We start from the raw sequence: 17572 nt of genomic DNA, 5'->3' as shown, positions 1-17572 counted from the left end.
TCCTCAAAGCGATAAACACGAGGGCGGTCAGCATCACCGACGATGATACGCCCCCTTCGCCATTGGGCAACATCGTGGTCACCCCGGCAGGGGATCTGAATATCAACGAGGGCGATTCCACGGGAGCGACCATATCGGTCAGCCTGAGCGCCGCCCCGAATGCGGCGGTGACGGTCTCTTTGGCAGTACCATCGAATTCGGATGTGACCCTCAACCCGACTTCCTTGACCTTCACCACCACCAACTACGCCACCGCGCAAATGGTCACCGTCACCGCCGACGAAGACACCAATACCGCTCACGAAACCGTGACCCTCACCCTATCGGCCACCGGCGGTATCACGGCATCGAATGTTACGAAGACGGTGAACGTCACCGACAACGACAAACCATCGGGCATCATCACCGTCACCCCGGCGGGAACGCTGAATATCGACGAGGGCGATTCTTCCGGAGGGACGCTTTCGGTGACCTTGAGCGCCGCCCCGAATGCGAATGTGACGGTCGCTCTTGCGAAGACGAATCCGGATGTGACCCTCAACCCGACCTCCTTGACCTTCACCCCTTCCAACTATTCCACCGCGCAAACGGTTACCGTCACCGCCGCCGACGATAACGATGTCGCCGACGAGACCGACACCATCACCTTGTCGGCCACCGGCGGCATCACCGCAGTGAACGTTACGAAAGCGGTCGCCATCGACGACGACGAGCTGCCGGCGGGTGCGATCGAGGTGACTCCGGCGGGAACGCTGAGCATCGACGAGGGCGATTCGACGGGAGGGACGCTCTCGGTCAAACTCAGCGTTCAACCGGATTCGGATGTGACGGTCGCTCTTTCGAAGACGAATGCGGATGTGACCCTCAACCCGACTTCCCTGACCTTCACCACATCCAACTACTCCACCGCACAGAATGTCACCGTCACCGCCGCCGAGGATAACGATTCCTCCAGCGAGACCGACACCATCACCCTTTCGATCTCCCCGGCGGGCGGCATCACCGCACCGAACGTCTCGAAAGACGTTAGCATCACCGACAACGATGCGCCTGCGGGCACGATCAACGTCACCCCGGCGGGTGATCTGAATATCGACGAGGGCGATTCCACGGGAGCGACTCTCTCGGTCAGCCTCAGCGCCGCCCCGAATGCGGCGGTGACGGTCTCTTTGGCAGTACCATCGAATTCCGGTGTGAGCCTCTCCCCGACGACCCCCTTGACCTTCACCCCTTCCAACTATTCCACCGCCAAAATGGTCACCGTCACTGCCGGCGAAGACAGCAACACCGCCCACGAAACCGTGACCATCACTCTATCGGCCACCGGCGGAATCTCGGCATCGAACGTCACGAAGACGGTGAACGTCACCGACAACGACAAACCATCGGGCACCATCACCGTCACCCCGGCGGGAACGTTGGATATCGACGAGGGCGATTCCACGGGGGCGGACATATCGGTCAGCCTAAGCGCCGCCCCGAATGCGAATGTGACGGTCACTCTTGCGAGTAACAACTCGGATGTGAGCCTCTCCCCGACCTCCTTGACCTTCACCCCTTCCAACTATTCCACCGCACAAGCGGTTACCGTCTCCTCCGACCAAGATGACGATACCACCGACGATACCGCCACCATCACCTTGTCGGCCACCGGCGGCATCACCGCACCGGACGCTACCAAAGCGGTTGCCATCGACGACGACGAGCCGCCGGCGGGTGCGATCGAGGTGACTCCGGCGGGAGATCTGGATATCGATGAGGAAGACTCGACGGGGGGAACGCTCTCGGTCAAACTCAGCGCCCAACCGGAGTCGGATGTGACGGTCGCTCTTTCGAAGACGAATGCGGATGTGACCCTCACCCCGACTTCCTTGACCTTCACCTCCGCCAACTACTCCACCGCGCAACCGGTTACCGTTACCGCCGGTGACGATAACGATGCCTCCGACGATACCGACACCATCACCCTCTCGGCCACGGGCGGCATCACCGCACCGAACGTCACGAAAGACGTTAACATCGAGGACAACGATTCCCCTTCGGGCAGTATCGAAGTCACCCCGGCGGGAGCGCTGACCATCCCCGAAGACACATCGGCGACCCTCTCGATCAAGCTCGATTCCCAACCGGATTCGGACGTGACGGTTTCCCTGACGAAGACGAATGCCGATATAACCCTCACCCCGGCTTCCTTGACCTTCACCTCCGGCAACTACTCCACCGCGCAAACGGTCACCGTTGCGGCGGAGCATGATACGGATTCGACCGACGATACCGACACCATCACCATCTCCGCCACCGGCGGCATCACCGCTTCGAATGTCACGAGGGCGGTTACCGTCACCGACGACGACAACCCTCAGGGAACGATCAACGTCACGCCGTCAGGAACGCTCACCATCGATGAGGGCGATGCCACCGGAGGAACGCTCTCGGTCACCTTGAGCGTCGCTCCGAAATCGGATGTGACGGTCTCTTTGACGAAGACGAATGCGGAGGTGACCATCTCTCCATCCTCCTTGACCTTCACCGCTTCGAACCACTCCACGGCGCAAACGATCACCGTCAAAGCACTTGATGATGCCGATTCGACGGACGATACGGACACCATCACCTTTACCGTCACCGCCGGTGGCATCGAGGCTCCGGCGGTTACCAAGGCCGTCAGCGTTACCGACGACGACTTGCCTTCGGGAACGATTCAGGTCAATCCGGCGGGGACGCTCACCATCGACGAGGGCGGATCGGGAACCCTCACGGTCAACCTCAGCGCCGCCCCGAAATCCGATGTGACGGTCTCTCTTTCGAAGAGCAACTCGGATGTGACCCTCTCTCACACCTCCTTGACCTTCACCCCCACCGACTATTCGACGGCGCAAACGATCACCGTTTCCGCCGCCGAAGACGATCTCGATAATGTTCACGATACCGACATCATCACCTTCTCGGCCACCGGAGGAATCGAAGCCTCGGATGTAACGAAGGCCGTCACCATCACCGATAACGAGGCTCCGAATCCGCCGCCATCGGGAAGGATCGTCCTTTCCCCGCCGGGAACCCTGCTGATCAACGAGGGCTCTACGGGCTCCTTCACCGTCCATTTGAGTGCCGTCCCGGAGTCGAATGTCACGGTTTCTCTTTCGAATGGGAATACGGATGTGACGCTCTCGACGCCCTCATTGACCTTCACCACAACCAACTCCGACACCCCGCAAACGATCATCGTTTCCGCCGCCGAGGATGACGATATGTCGAGCGAATTCGACACGATCACCATCGAGGCATCGGGAGGCATCACCGCCAGCCCCGTGAGGAAAAACGTTTCCATCGCCGATAACGATCGCAATCCTCCGGGGAATATCATCCTCTCCGGTACGAGATTCCCTCCGATAGCCGAAGGGGATTCGGTGAGCATCCGGGTCAGCCTTTCGGCGCCCCCGGACGGGATCACGAACGTCAGCCTGAAAAGCGACATACCCGCCTTGATCCTCTCGCCGTCTTCCTTGACCTTCACCGCATCGAATTTCTCGGACCCGCAATCGGTCACGCTGACGGCGCAAGAGGACGAGGATGCCTTGGACGAAACCACATTGGTGGCGGTCGAAGCCCAAGGAGGAATCGACGCTCCGGCGCTGACGAGGTCGTTCAGGATCATCGATAACGACAAGCCTCCGACCCTGCCGCCGGGCGATAACTATGCGGGGACGCTCGTGGTCACTCCCGCAGCCAGGCTCGACATCGAAGAGGAAAGCGGAGGGGTCATCGAGGTTCGCTTGTCCTCCCAACCGGTGAAGAGCATATCGGTTTTGATCACGAAAACGGGTTTCGGTATCGGCCTCTCTCGAGGGTCGATGACCTTCACCCCCTCGAATTGGGACGAGACTCAAACCGTCAGGGTCTCGGCCCACGCCGACTCGGACAAGAACGATAGCGCTCATTTCGTCGCCTTCGCCTTCGAGGATAAAAGAGTCGTCCGCGAGGTCTTCGTGACCGATAACGACAAGGAATTGCCGAGAACCCAAGCGCTGGCTCTCCCGCCGGTGGGATCGGGGGACGAGGCGGTCCTTCGGATTCAGTGCAAGCATGCCACCCCCTGCCATGTCGCTCTCGATTGCTCCACGCAAGCCGACGGCTTGGTCTTGGAAGGAACGCTCCCCGAACCGATTCCCGCTCACGGAACGGTTTCTTTGACCCCGCTACAGATCCAGCGCTATACGGGTGGGAATTCCTGGGCGGGGAGGGGTCGCTTGGGGTGTACGCTTCGAAGCAGCCAACATATCGGCTCGCAGGTTTGGACGCGCTCCGGGGATGGAGTTCTCGTCAACAACAGCGCGATGATTCGAAGCGTGATGGAGGGCGATCTCTATCGAGCGGATATTGAATCGATCCCCTCGCCCGATGCGTTCGATGAATCGAATATCAGGATCCGTTGCAACTCCGCCGTGGGGGATTGTCTCGAGACCGTTTTCGTCTGCTACCAGGACGATGGGACGAGACATACTTGGGAGTTGGGGCAGATCGACCGTCGTACGACGAGGCATCTGCAATCGGAGGAACTCGCAACGGGGATCGATCATCGGTGGGAAGGGCTGGGGCTTTCCTGCGAACTGCGCTCGAAAGGGATGTTCACCGTGCAGGTGCTGACCCGAACCGGTGGCGGCGGAGCGTTGGTCAATAACAGCGCAACGGGGGAGGTCTTGACCGGGGGGATGTAGGAGTGTTGGGGGTGTCGGGAGTGATGTAGGATTGATCCTGTAGGGTCTTTGGAATGTTCGATGTCAACGACACCCCGTCATCGCTCGCTCGATGACGGGGTGTTTTCTTTTTTCGACCGAACGATCGATCAAACGATCGAAAAGTTCGATATGGGGAAAGCGTATCGAAGATAGCGAAAATAAGATGGCAAAGAATCCGGCAAAAAATCAGCCCCGGCGTCGCCTGCCCGAGTATCGATGCCATTCGTTACTATCCGTTTCTATGGTACTTTTGCGTATAAATCCCTTTTTATTCCTATCGGTCCTCGTTCCTATCCGTCTTTTGGTAAATCAGCGAATCCCGGTGGCGCTGTTATTGATGAGCGCTCCCCCGCCTCCCGTTCGAGCCAGCACCTGCACGGTGAAACTCGCCTCGGAGAAGGCCTCGCAAGTCAGACCCAATCCCTTCCAGCGAACCCCGAGCCTCGTTGCAAGGGCCGCAGATTGCAGGTGAATGGTCCGGCCCCGAGCCAAGCCCTCGAAGGTCGTCTCGTACCTCGTTCCGTCGTCGGTATAGCAGAACAACTGAACCTCGGAGCAGTGCGATTCTTGCGAGTTGCATCGAATCCTGATATTCGGTTCGTCGAAGGCATCGGGGGAGGGGATGGATTCGATATCCGCGCGAAATATCCTTCGAAGGTCTCCGCCATCGGGACGGCTGCGGATGATCGCGCTGTTGTTGACGAGGACCCCGGCTCCCGAGCGCGTCCAGACTTGGGCGCTGATATTTTGGTGACTGCGCAAAGCACATCCCAATCGTCCGCTTTGCGCCCACGATGTCCATCCGGTAAGGCGCTGGATATCCGCAGAGGAAAGGGACTTGGCTCCGTGAGCGGGGATGGGATCGAGCAGATGCCCTTCGAAGACCGTCCCGTCGACTTGCGTGGTGCACTCGAAGATGACGAAACAGGAGGAATCCTGCTTGCAATGGATGCGCAAGGTCATATCGTCCCCCGATTGCGGCGGGGGGATGGCCAGCGCCTGAGCCTTGACCGCTTCCCTTACAGGAGATGGATCGTTGTCGGTGATGAAGACCGCAAGCGAATATGCCCGCCGATTCCAAGGCCTGATGGCGAAGGTGATCGTGTCCGAATCGCTCAGTGCATCGGAATCCTCGGCGGCGACGATCCCGACGTCGACCGTCTTTTGCCATGTCGACGGGGTGAAGGTGATGGAGTGAGAAACGAGGGTGATATCCGGATTCGTCTTCGATAGCCCGATGGTCACGTTCGAGCTCGGGGCGCTATCGAGAGCGACCGAGAAACTCGTTCTCCCTCCCTCTGAAAGGGTGAGGATCGAGGGCGAGACGACGACGCCCCCCAAGTAAATGTCGGGGGCGGGGGGACGCGGCGGATCGTCATCGGCAACGAGGATGGCCACGCTTGCGGTCTTGTCTTGATAATCCCCGCCCGCCCCGACAACGGAGATATGGAACGATTCGTCGTTCGCATCGATATCGTGATCTGCGAAGACGCCGACCCTTCGATGCCGATTCCAAGCGTTCGTGGCGCCGAATTGATTGAAGGCCAAAGTGGTTTGGTTGCCCGGCGTATTCGGGTCGGTATCGACGGTGATATCGCGGCTCGAAGGGGTCAGGATCACCATGATATCCGCCGAGGGCCGAAACGCGGGGCGGATATCGAAGGTACCCTGTGCGCCCTCGTCCAGTGTCAGCAAGTCGGGTTCGAGGAGAAATCCCGCCTCGTCGTCATCCACCACGCGAACCGCCTTGGTCGCCGCCGGAGCGATCAACCCTCCCGATGCGACGAGGGTGATGGTGTCGCTTTCGTTCGTCGCATTGTCATCGTTGGCGGCGGTCAGCGTGATCCGTTGCGCCGTTTGATAGTTCGAAGCGGTGAAGGTAAGCGAGGTCGGAAAGAGGCTCACCCGCAGCGAATTGTCATTCGAAAGGATGACGCTCACATCGCCGCTCGGGGGCGTCGAGAGACTGACATCCAATCTCGCCGAAGACCCTTCCCGAACAATCAAGGTGCCCGCAGGGGAGAGAACGATGGACCCCGTGGCTTTATCGTCATCGGTGATGGAGACGGTGACTTTCGCGCTCTTGCCTTGGTAGTCCCCTCCCGTCCCGGTGATATTGATATCGACCGATTCATCATCGGCATCGTTGTCCTGACCGACGAAGACCCGGATCGTGCGATGTTGATTCCAAGCATTCGTTGCGCCGAATTGATTGAAGGCCAGCGTAGTCTGATTGCCGGGCATGGTCGGGTCGGTATCGACGGTGATATCGGCGTTCGACGAGGTCAAGGCGACCGTGATATTCGCCGAGGGCCGGGTATCCGGGCGCAATCCGAAGGTGCCCTGTTCGCCTTCTTCGAGGCTCATGGAGATGGTGGACAGATTGAACTGCGCCGTATCGCCATCCCTCACGCTGACGGTCTTGGTCACGGCGGGAGCGATGATCCCGCCCGATGCGCTCAAAGTGATGGTATCGGAGCCATCCGTTGCATCGTCATCGTCGACGGTGGCAACGGTGACCTGTTGCGCCGTCTGATAGTTCGAGTCGGTGAAAGTCAACGATGTCGGGGAGACGGTCACTCTCGAGTTCGTCTTCGTCAGGGCGACCGTCACGACACCGCTCGGAGCGGCGGAGAGGCTGACGCTGAAATTCCCCGACTTCCCCTCGTCGATCGTCAAGGCCCCGGTCGGGGAGAGGACGATGCTCCCCGAAACGACATTGACGCCGGCGGGGATGACCTCGCTTCTGCCGGAAGTCCCGCAGTCCGTCGGTTCATTGCCGCAACCTTGATAGCCGGCGGCGGTTTGGGTGGCGGAGTCTTGATACTCGACGCAATATCGGCTCGGGTGAGTATCGGAGCCGCCATCGCTATCGGTACTTTCATCGGCAGCGATGACGGTCTCGTTTTTACCCGAACAAACCCCGCTAATCGTTGCTCGATGGTTGAATTCGATGGCGTGGTCGCATCGATTCGTCACCGACAGTTCGCCTGAATTGTCTTCGATGAAGACGCAAAGATGCGCCGCCTCCGTCTGGGCGAGGGCCGAGCGATCGAGCATCGTGAAGACGCTTGCACAAAGGCAGATCGAAAGCAGGGCATGGGTGAATCGATACATCACCGTCGCTCCCTTCGGATGGGAAAATCGGGGAAGGTTCTTTGCGGTCCTTCGGCGCTCACCGCCTCGATGCTCGATTCGATCAAAGCGAACGAGGACTCGATCCGCCCATCGCCGCAGCAGGCATCGAAAGGGGGCTCATCGCTGCTCGAAGAGAATGCGGATCGATCTCTTTTTGATCGATCGCTTATGGCTCATCCACCGAGCCCTTCGCCTCGTCTGTTGTCGGGTGACGGTGAGGCGAGTGGCTATCGGGGCCAGAGCAGGCGCTCGATGACCGATTCGTAGACTTCACTCAGGCGGTCGAGATCTTCGATGCCCACCCGCTCGTCGATCTGGTGGATGCTGGCGTTGATCGGACCGAATTCGACCACCTCGGCTCCGGTGGGGGCGATGAAACGACCGTCCGACGTTCCCCCGCCGGTATCGCCCTTGGGGTCGATGCCGAGGATCGAAGAGGCCGCTTCTCGAAGCGCTCGGGTGAGCGCCCCGGGTTGGCTGATGAAGGGTTCGCCGGAAAGTCGCCATTCGATTTTGCTTTCGATGCCCAGATCGAGGCAGGTCGACTCCACCGCCTCGACCAAGGAATCCCGGCTATGGGCGGGGGAATAGCGAAAGTTGAAATGCGCGTCCGCCTGCCCCGGAATCAGGTTCTCCGCCCCGGTTCCCCCCTTGATATTCGAGACCTGAAAACTCGTCGGCGGAAAGGGGGGGTGGCCTTCATCCCACGTCCGGGCGCTCAACTCGCCGATCAATCGAGCCAGATCGTGCACCGGATTGCGCGCAAGATGGGGGTAGGCGATATGGCCTTGTATTCCTTGGACCGTGATATGCCCCGAAAGCGAGCCCCTTCTTCCGATACGCATCACATCCCCGAGCCGATCCCGGCTCGAGGGCTCTCCGACCAAACACCAGTCGATGCTCTCGTTGCGCTCTTGTAAAACCCGGATGACCTCGCGGATGCCGTGAATCGCCGGGCCTTCTTCGTCGCTGGTCAGCAGCAGGGCGAGCGAGCCCGCCGGCCGAGGACATTTCTTGATGAATCGCTCGCAGGCGGTGACCATCGCCGCCACCCCCCCTTTCATATCCGCCGCCCCCCGTCCGTAGAGCCAATCCCCCCGGATATTGGGCTCGAAAGGAGGGCTGCTCCAAGCATCGAGGGGCCCCGGGGGAACGACATCGGTATGCCCGAGCATCACCAATACCGGACCTTCGTCGCCGTAGCGGGCCCAAAGGTTATCCACGCTGCCGAAGCGCATCTGCTCGATCCGGAACCTCGATAGTCGCAGCCTCGCCGCCAGCAGCGACTGACAGCCGGCATCATCCGGGGTGATCGAGGCTTTCTTGATCAGTTTGCAGGTGAGATCGAGCGTTTGTGATTTCATTGGCCGATACCTTCATTCAAGCGGTCGATTCAAGATCGCCGGGGGGCGATCGGATCGTCTTTCTTGCGTTTGTCGGCGAAGGATGTCGATGGGCAAGATCGGAAAAAGCGCAACATTCCAAGGATAGGAATCGCTCGAAAGGGCGCTCGAAAGGGGGAGGAAGACGAGCGGAAAAAGGGCAAAAAGGGACGCAAAAAATGACACGAAAAAGGACAAGGAATTGCGAGGAATCGAATCCGATAGTCGATAGCCGGGTATCGAAAAAGGGGTGATTCCTACACCGGTTTCGGCTTTTCTCGGATCATCCTCGGATCATCGAAGGCTCCCGTCTTCGGCTTCCGCTCCCGCCTCGTCTTCTTTCAACCTCATGAGCCACAGCCCTTGGGCGAGGACGAAGGCGAAGGTCAACCCCAGCATGCCGAAAACCTTGAAATTCACCCAAGTATCGGTATCGTAACGCCAAAAAACGAAGAGATTGAGCGCCCCGCAGAGGGTGAAGAAGGATATCCAAGCGATATTGAGTTTGGTCCATACCGCATCGGCAAGACGCACCCCCGATTCCTCGATCGCCCCTCCCATCGTGCGCTTCACGATATTGCTTTTACCGATGAATTGGCTGCCGAGAAAGGCGATCGCGAAGATCCAGCTGACGATGGTCGGCTTCCACTTGATGAAGCCCTCGTCCTGGGTGATCAGCGTAAGACCGCCGAAGACGGCGACACAAGCGAGCATCACCAAGTGCATCTTGCCCACGCGGCGCTCGCGCAGCCAGACCACCGACATCTGTATGGCGGTGGCCACTATCAGAACGCCGGTGGCGACGAGAAAGCCTTCTTTGGCATCGTCGTGCATCTTATAGACGACGAAGAAAAGAACGATGGGAATAAAGTCAAGAAGCGGTTTCATGGGTACCTCGTCCGTACGCCGCGCTCGAGATCAGGGGCGATATCGATATTTTCATCGAGCCTGAAAAGTCAAGGGCAATTATAGCCCGTCGGCGATGCACCTCCGGATCTTCGGGGGCTTCGTCGATGCGCTTTGATCCAAACGCCACCGAAGAATGCAAGCGATGAGCGGGTTCGAAATCGCCCGCGGTGCCCGCTCCGATATTCCCGGATCGGGCGCTCGAGACTTGGCCGGCGGAAGGGAAGTACAATTGAGCACTGACATCTCTTCTTCGACATCGACGTTTCTTCGAACGAGTCGTTTCTTGCAACCCTTATCGAAAGGGATCGCCAATGAGCCAGCGCTTCGAAATTCATCAAGATAACCCCCAACAGCGGCTTTTAAGCCAAATATGCGCAATCCTTCGCTCGGACGGGGTGATCGCCTACCCCACGGATTCCACTTGGGCGTTGGGCTGCTGTATCGGCCACCGCAAGGCCGAGGATCGAATCCGTTCCATCCGCAAGATCGACGCCTCGCACGAATTCAGCCTCTTATGTCGCGATATTTCAGAACTCGCCAGCTACGGAAGGCTCGATAACAGCGCCTATCGCCTGTTGCGTTCATGCACGCCGGGTGCCTATACCTTCATCCTCAATGCCACCCGTGATGTGCCCCGGCGCTTGCAGGATCCCAAACGCCGGACCGTCGGGGTGCGCGTGCCGGATCACAAGGTGCTTCGCAGCCTCATCGAACTCCACGGGGAGCCGTTGATGAGCACCAGCTTCATGCTCCCCGACGATAACCTGCCGCCGATCGACGCCGCCGATATCATGGAAAGAGCCGGGAATCGAGTCGATGCCGTGCTCGATGCCGGAAGTTGCGGTATCGAGGGGACGACCATCGTCGATCTCACCGGCGATCTGCCCAAGGTGGTGCGAGAGGGGCGAGGAGATCCGACACCCTTTCGCGCCTGAGCGGACCCGCTTCGCATCGCTTGCGCCCTTCCCGCCGCCGACCGCGTGGGGCGAAAAAAGCGAAGCCTTGCGTTCGATACCCGAAGGGGCGGGCCGTCGATGATCGTCATCGATGCTCTCTCTTTGGGGCTTCGGTCGCTCGATCCGCTTTTCGGGAACCGCCGTATACCCGATTCAACCCTTGCGGCCCTTCGTGTTTTACCCGCAACGCCTTAAGATTTCCGCGGCTACCTGAATTCGCGAATTTCTCGGAGGGACCGTCGATATCGGCGACGATATCCCTCGTTTTCGGCTATTCTTCCCCGTTTGATCGGACGAATCTTGACGATCTCGGATTTCAAGTGAGTCCAGCGGTCTTGAAAAGGGGTCTTGATCCAAGGGGGCTCAAAGGAGTCTCATCGCCTGTCATGCGCTCGCTTCGGTCTTCGATGTTGAGATCCTCGTGGGTTTTTTCCCGATATTTCCCGAATCGAAAAGGGCCTCGATACCTTATGACAGGGAACGATACCAAGGCCATTCAATCGATATTTTTCGGATCGGATGAGCGCGGCAGGATCCAAAGATAGAGGTCGATCGATCCGGTCGATACGAGAAGTCGATACAAGCGGTTTTTCGCATTCGAAATAAAAAACCCAGCGCTTAAGTGCCGTCGAGGCCTTTGGCTCATCGAATCTTGATCGAGCCTTCGGTTTGCGAGATGGCTTTTCGCCTTTGTCGCCGCCGGCGCTCGTAGCGGGGGAGATCCTCGCCCGATAGCCGGCGCCATGTCATCGTCGATGGATCGCAATGCAGGCTTCGTTTCGGTGCCGATGAACGCCCCGAGAGCGAGGATTCGCCTTGCGCGTCCGTAGACCCCCGCCGGATAGACCGGCAATATCATCGATACGCTCGGCGATGGCGTCATTTTCGCCCATTCGCTTTGTTTGAAGAGCGAAACGACGAGCCGAGCCCACCCTTTTTTCCGGGAGCGAATTGCATGAGTGTCCTCGCATTGAAGCGGCGCCGTGTCCTTTCCGGGATGCGACCCACCGGACGTCTTCACCTCGGCCATTACCACGGGGTGTTGCGCAACTGGCTGCGTCTGCAAAGCGAGTACGAGTGCTTTTTCTTCGTTGCCGATTGGCATGCCCTGACCACCCACTACGAGGAAAGCGGAACCATCGACGCCAATTCGCGGGAGATGGTGATCGACTGGCTGGCGGCGGGGATCGACCCTGCCAAGGCGAGGGTCTTTATCCAATCAAGGGTGCCGGAGCATGCCGAGCTGCATCTGCTGCTTTCGATGATCACCCCCGTGGGTTGGCTGGAGAGGGTGCCGAGCTACAAGGAAATGCGCAACAACCTCCCCGACAAGGACTTGGATACCTACGGATTTCTCGGCTACGCCCTGCTGCAAAGCGCGGATATCCTGATCTATCGCGCGGGTTTTGTGCCGGTGGGCGAAGATCAGGTGGCGCATATCGAAATCACCCGCGAAATCGCCCGTCGCTTCAACACGCTCTTCGGACGCGAAAGGGATTTCGAGGACAAGGTGAAGGCGGCGATCGAGGCGATGGGGGCCGAGGATGCCAAGTCCTATCGCGATCTCAGGCGCCGCTACCGGGAGCGCGGAGACGCCCAAGCCTTGGAATCCGCCCGCTCCTTGCTCGAAGATCGCGAAGATCTCTCGGTGGACGATCGCGAGCGCTTGTTCGGATATCTCGATGGCGAGGGCCGGGTGATCTTGCCCGAACCCGATCACCTTCTGACCGAGGCTTCGAAGATGCCCGGGCTCGATGGTCTGAAGATGTCCAAGTCCTACGGCAATACCATCGAGTTGCGCGAAGAGCCGGATCGGGTGCAGAAAAAAATGCGCACGATGCCGACCGATCCCGCCCGCGTGAGGCGCAACGACCCCGGCGATCCCGAACGCTGTCCGGTATGGCAATTCCACCTCGTTTACAGCGATGACTCGACCCGGGAATGGGCGAAGTCCGGCTGCCTTAGCGCCGCGATCGGTTGCGTCGAGTGCAAGCAAAGGGTGATCGATGCCGTGATCGAGGAGCAAACGCCGATTCGTTCGCGGGCGGCGGAATACGAGGCGCAGCCCGAACTCGTTCAGGGCATCATCGAAGAGGGCTGCAGCTTGGCCCGAGAAGCCGCCTGCGAGACGATGGAAGAGGTGCGCCGAGCGATGGGTCTCGTCGGATCGTGAAAACGCAAGGGGACGGCGACGAGTCGGCAGGCGCTCGATCTGCGGGCGGCGGCCCTGCGCAGTCTTCCCCGACGGGTGCTCGGCCGATCAGCGAGCCCGATATTGACTCCGCATCCGATGCGAGCGCTGCCGCGGCACCGCCCGAAGCGCAAGGAGGCGATGCTTCTTCGCCGGGCGATGATGCCTCGGAGCGAAGCCGGCGCAGTGATTCCGATGAGCGGGTTGTCCGCGAGGATCGCACCGTGGGAGCCGACAAGCAAGCGGGCTCCGACCCCGCCTCGGATTTCGACCGCTCGCCGGAAGAAGGATCGACAAGCGAGCCCGAAACCGCCCCCGCCCCCGATATGAGCACCGACCGAGCCGAAGCGGAAGAGGGCGGCGCTTCGCAGCAGTTACCGGATGACGGCGCTGCCGAGCGAAGCGAGCGGAAAGAACCGAAGGAAGAGGTTGCCCCCTTGGAGACGAAGGCCGACGGAGCCGACGATGAGTCGGACACGGACCCCGCCTCGGACGATCCCTCATCGCCCCCCGATCCGCAAAGCACCCGAGACGGCAAGCAGCCCGCCCACCTTCGATCCGAGCGGCAAGGCGAGATGCCCTTTGCGCTGGTGGAGGGCGAGCCGATGACCGTCCTCCCCAAGGATCTCTATATCCCCCCGCAGGCCTTGGAGATCTTCCTCGAAGCCTTCGAAGGCCCGCTCGATCTCTTGCTCTACCTGATCAAGCGTAAAAATCTCGATATCTTGGATGTGCCGATTGCCGAGATCACCTTGCAATACATGGAATATATCGAGCTGATGAAGGAGTTGCAGCTCGAACTGGCCGCCGAGTACTTGGTGATGGCCGCGACCCTGGCCGAGATCAAATCGCGCATGCTCTTGCCTCGCTCCGAGAGCGTGGACGAAGAGGAAGACCCTCGCGCCGAACTGGTGCGCCGGTTGCAGGAATACGAACGCTATAAGGAGGCGGCGGCACGACTCGAGCAAATCCCGCGGGTCGGTCGCGATTTCGCCGAACTGAAAGTCGATGCGCCCGTGCCCGAGGTCGTCTCCGAGCCCCCCGTTTTTCGTCTCGACGATCTGATCGCGGCATTGTCCGAGGTGCTCGCACGGGCGAAGATGTATCGCCACTATCAAGTGCGCCCCGAGCCGCTTTCGGTGCGCGAGCGGATGTCCATCGTGCTCGATCGAGTGCAAGAGAAGAATTTTATCGAGTTCACCGCCTTGTTCACCCCGGAAGAGGGTCGGCAAGGGGTGGTGGTCACCTTTCTCGCGCTGCTCGAACTGCTGCGCGAATCGTTGGTGGAACTGATCCAAGCCCAACCCTTCGGGCCGATCCATGTCAAGTCAAGGCGACAGGCGAATGACCCGGGATGACATCATTTTGCATATCGAGGCGGTGTTGCTGGCGGCAGGTCGCCCGGTCCGCATCGAAGAGTTGCTGGCGATCTTCAACGGTCACGAAGACCCTCCGGATCGCAAGACGATTCGGGCGGCGGTGGAGGACTTGGCGGAACGCTGGCGCGATCACTCTCTTGAGTTGAGCGAAGTCGCCAGCGGCTTTCGGGCGCAAATCCGGCAGGAGTTCGCCTCCTCCGTCTCGGTGCTCAGACATGAGCGCCCGACCCGCTACTCCCGCGCCTTGATGGAAACCCTAGCCCTGATCGTCTATCGCCAGCCGGTCAGCCGCGGTCAGATCGAGGAAATCCGCGGCGTCGGCGTCTCCAATTCGATCATCAAGACCTTGGTGGAGCACGATTGGATCCGAGTCGTCGGCCACCGAGAAGCCCCCGGTCGCCCCGCCCTCTATGGCACCACCAAACATTTTCTCGATAGTTTCAACCTCAAAAGCCTCTCGGCACTGCCGCCTTTGGGCGATATCAAGGATATCGAGGACGCCCCCGCCGACCTCTTCGCCGGCCTCGACGAGGCGATGCTCGATGATCCGCAATCCGATGACACCCAAGCGGAGGGCGATTCGAAGGAGCCTGTTGCCGACGGGGATTCCTCATCGGTGATGGGTGCCGAGTCCGGGGTTGACCCCGAAACGGGCAGTGAGGATTCGGAGCCGGGAGAGAGCGTCCCGGAAGAAAATGCCCCGGTGGGAATCGACATATCGGTCGATGCCGCCGAAGCCCTGTCCGATTCGGACGAAGCGCCCGAACCGGAAGGAGACGGGGAAGGGCGTGGCGGCGAAGTTGAGGTCGAGTTTGAGTCCGAGGGCGGGGTCGAGTCCGAAGCGGGCAGCGATGATTCGGAGCCGGAAGAGAACGCCTCGGAGGGAATCGACATATCGGCCGATGCCGACGAATCCCTGTCCGATTCGGATGAGGTGTCCGAACCGGAAGAAGACGGGGAGGGGCGTGGTGGCGAAGTTGATGTCGAGCCCGAGCCCGAGGGTGGGTCCGGATCAGAAGACGGGATCGATTCCGAAGGCGAGGACAATCTCAACGGCGAATCCGATGAATCCGATGCCAACGAATCCGAGTCCGAAGACGACACCGACCGCAACGACGATTCCCGGCAAAGCGAAGCCCCAGATTTCGAAGAGCCGACACAAACGAATCCCGCCGCCACCGACGAGCCAAGCAGATGACTCCCCCCGTCGGTCGCCGACCGCGCCTTGGTAGGTTCGGGACAGCCGAAGAAAAGCCTTCGGGTGGACGTCCCGCAAGCACCAAGCGTTCCACCACCGAGGGTTTGATTCGCGTCCCCGCAAAGCCTGCGAGTAAAAAGCGCACCCCCGCCGAGGGTTCAGGTCGCACCTTCGCAAAGCCTGCAAGCGGCCGGCAATCCGGCCCCGCAGATTCAAGCCCAAACCGCACCTTCGTAAAGCCGACAAAGCCCGCAGGCAAGAATCGCACCGCCACCGAGAGTTCGAGCCCTTCCTCATCCGCAAAGCCCGCGGGTACCAAACGCTCCGATGCCAAGAAATCGAGCCATCCCACCACGAAACCATCACTCGGCAAAAGCACCGCCGCCGAGAATCCCGGCCCCTCCCCGACAAAGTCCGCCGGTAAGAAGCGCCCCGATACCAAAGGATCGAGTCGTCCCTCCGCAAAGCCCGTGGCCGATAAGCACATCGCCACCGAGGTATCAGGACCCGCCTCCGCACAATCCAAGAGCGGAAAACGCACCGCCACCGAGAGTTCTAACCGCACCCCGCCCAAACCTGCGGCTACCAAGCGATCCACCGCCGAAGCTTCGATCCCTAACCCCGCAAAGCCTACAAGAACGAAGCCCACCGCCGCCGAAGTCTCGGACCGACCCTCTAAAAAGCCCGCATCTGCTAAGCAATCCGCCGCCAAAGATTCAAGTTACACCCCGGCGAAATCCGTAGGCACCAAGCGCACCACTGCCAAGGACTCGGAGGATCGTCCCACCGCAAAATCCGCAAAAGAAAAACGTCCTCTTGCTGCATCCCCAACCCGCGACGTTCCCGCAAGATCGAAGAGCGAGAAGCGATCCGCCACCGAGGATTCAAGACGCATCGCCGAAAAGCCGGCGAAAGCCAAGCGCACCGATATCAAGAACTCGAGTGATCCTTCCGCAAAATCAACAAGCGCGAAACACTCCGTTGCCGAGCCATCGAGCAGTAGTGTCCCCGCAAGATCGAAGAGCGAGAAGCGATCCGGCACCGAAGATTCAAGACACCCCCCCGTAAAGCCCACAGCGGGTAAGCGCACCGCCGCCAAAGACCCGAGTCGCTCTTCCGCGAGACCTACAAGCGGGAAACCCTCCCCCGCCAGAGATTCAAATCGCACTTTTTCAAGCCCTGCGAACGAGAAGCACTCCATCGCCAAAGGCTCGAACCAATCCCCCGCAAAGCCAGCGGATGAGCGGCGATCCCGCACCGAAGGTTCAAGTCGCACCTTCTCCAAGCCCGCCACAGGCGGCAAGCGCGCTGTCGCCAAAGATTCGAACCGCACCCCCGCAAGGCCAACGGATGAAAGACGCCCCCGCGCCGAGGGTTCAAGTCGCACCTTCTCCAAGCCCGCCGCAGGCGGCAAGCGCCCCGTCGCCAAGGACTCCAGCCGCACTCCCGCAAAGCCAAGGGATGAAAGACGCCCCCGCGCCGAAGGTTCAAGTCGCCCCTTCTCCAAGCCCGCCGCAGGCGATAAGCGCACCATCGCCAAGGACTCGAACCGCACTCCCGCAAAGCCAAGGGATGAAAGACGACCCCGCGCCGAAGGTTCAAGTCGCCCCTTCTCCAAGCCCGCCGCAGGCGATAAGCGCACCATCGCCAAGGACTCGAACCGCACTCCCGCAAAGCCAAGGG

9 protein-coding genes are annotated in these 17572 nt (G+C 60.1%); 5 read left to right on the top strand and 4 right to left on the bottom strand.

The window, feature by feature from the left end:
* A partial coding sequence (locus BF99_RS23385) for a beta strand repeat-containing protein (protein WP_025770756.1) occupies positions 1 to 4715 on the top strand: 4715 nt, incomplete at its 5' end.
* A 330-nt stretch (positions 4716 to 5045) separates the two neighbouring features.
* Here the strand turns inward: BF99_RS23385 and BF99_RS0110020 are convergent.
* The 3 genes from BF99_RS0110020 to BF99_RS0110000 all read right to left on the bottom strand — a co-directional run bounded on the left by BF99_RS0110020 (position 5046) and on the right by BF99_RS0110000 (position 10144).
* The gene (locus BF99_RS0110020; protein WP_025770755.1) at positions 5046 to 7853 is read right to left on the bottom strand and encodes a hypothetical protein; all 2808 of its coding nucleotides are present in this window, start codon (positions 7851 to 7853) and stop codon (positions 5046 to 5048) included.
* Between the two features lie 248 nt (positions 7854 to 8101).
* Positions 8102 to 9238, bottom strand: a complete 1137-nt coding sequence (dapE, locus tag BF99_RS0110010) for a succinyl-diaminopimelate desuccinylase (RefSeq protein ID WP_025770753.1) — start codon at positions 9236 to 9238, stop codon at positions 8102 to 8104.
* Between the two features lie 312 nt (positions 9239 to 9550).
* The gene (locus BF99_RS0110000; RefSeq protein WP_025770751.1) at positions 9551 to 10144 is read right to left on the bottom strand and encodes a septation protein A; all 594 of its coding nucleotides are present in this window, start codon (positions 10142 to 10144) and stop codon (positions 9551 to 9553) included.
* A 332-nt stretch (positions 10145 to 10476) separates the two neighbouring features.
* Here BF99_RS0110000 and BF99_RS0109990 point away from each other — a divergent pair, with 332 nt between their 5' ends.
* From BF99_RS0109990 to scpB, 4 genes are all read left to right on the top strand, one after another.
* A complete protein-coding gene (locus tag BF99_RS0109990) occupies positions 10477 to 11100 on the top strand; it encodes an L-threonylcarbamoyladenylate synthase (RefSeq protein WP_025770749.1) in 624 nt (207 codons plus the stop codon).
* Positions 11101 to 12076: 976 nt separating this feature from the next.
* The gene (locus BF99_RS0109960) at positions 12077 to 13294 is read left to right on the top strand and encodes a tryptophan--tRNA ligase (RefSeq protein ID WP_025770747.1); all 1218 of its coding nucleotides are present in this window, start codon (positions 12077 to 12079) and stop codon (positions 13292 to 13294) included.
* 593 nt (positions 13295 to 13887) lie between these two features.
* Complete coding sequence (locus tag BF99_RS20685) at positions 13888 to 14670, top strand: segregation and condensation protein A (RefSeq protein WP_038098017.1); 783 nt, start codon at positions 13888 to 13890, stop codon at positions 14668 to 14670.
* A complete protein-coding gene (gene scpB, locus BF99_RS21975) occupies positions 14657 to 15889 on the top strand; it encodes an SMC-Scp complex subunit ScpB (protein WP_025770745.1) in 1233 nt (410 codons plus the stop codon). The genes BF99_RS20685 and scpB overlap by 14 nt, the downstream gene beginning before the upstream one ends.
* Before the next feature lie 721 nt (positions 15890 to 16610).
* On the opposite strand, the gene BF99_RS20675 is transcribed toward scpB, so the two are convergent.
* A partial coding sequence (locus BF99_RS20675) for a hypothetical protein (protein ID WP_038098013.1) occupies positions 16611 to 17572 on the bottom strand: 962 nt, incomplete at its 5' end.

Origin of the sequence: Thioalkalivibrio sp. HK1, assembly GCA_000583135.1 — a bacterium.
Classification (GTDB): Bacteria; Pseudomonadota; Gammaproteobacteria; order HK1; family HK1; genus HK1.
Note: the sequence above shows the minus strand (reverse complement) of the source record. Positions and strands in the feature narration are given on the sequence as shown.

Excerpts from the sequence above, each read along its gene's own strand:
- BF99_RS0110000 (WP_025770751.1), bottom strand. The coding sequence starts at position 10,144 with ATGAAACCGCTTCTTGACTTTATTCCCATCGTTCTTTTCTTCGTCGTC.
- BF99_RS0110020 (WP_025770755.1), bottom strand. The coding sequence starts at position 7,853 with ATGTATCGATTCACCCATGCCCTGCTTTCGATCTGCCTTTGTGCAAGC.
- BF99_RS20685 (WP_038098017.1), top strand. The coding sequence starts at position 13,888 with ATGCCCTTTGCGCTGGTGGAGGGCGAGCCGATGACCGTCCTCCCCAAG.
- dapE (WP_025770753.1), bottom strand. The coding sequence starts at position 9,238 with ATGAAATCACAAACGCTCGATCTCACCTGCAAACTGATCAAGAAAGCC.
- BF99_RS0109990 (WP_025770749.1), top strand. The coding sequence starts at position 10,477 with ATGAGCCAGCGCTTCGAAATTCATCAAGATAACCCCCAACAGCGGCTT.
- BF99_RS0109960 (WP_025770747.1), top strand. The coding sequence starts at position 12,077 with ATGAGTGTCCTCGCATTGAAGCGGCGCCGTGTCCTTTCCGGGATGCGA.
- scpB (WP_025770745.1), top strand. The coding sequence starts at position 14,657 with ATGACCCGGGATGACATCATTTTGCATATCGAGGCGGTGTTGCTGGCG.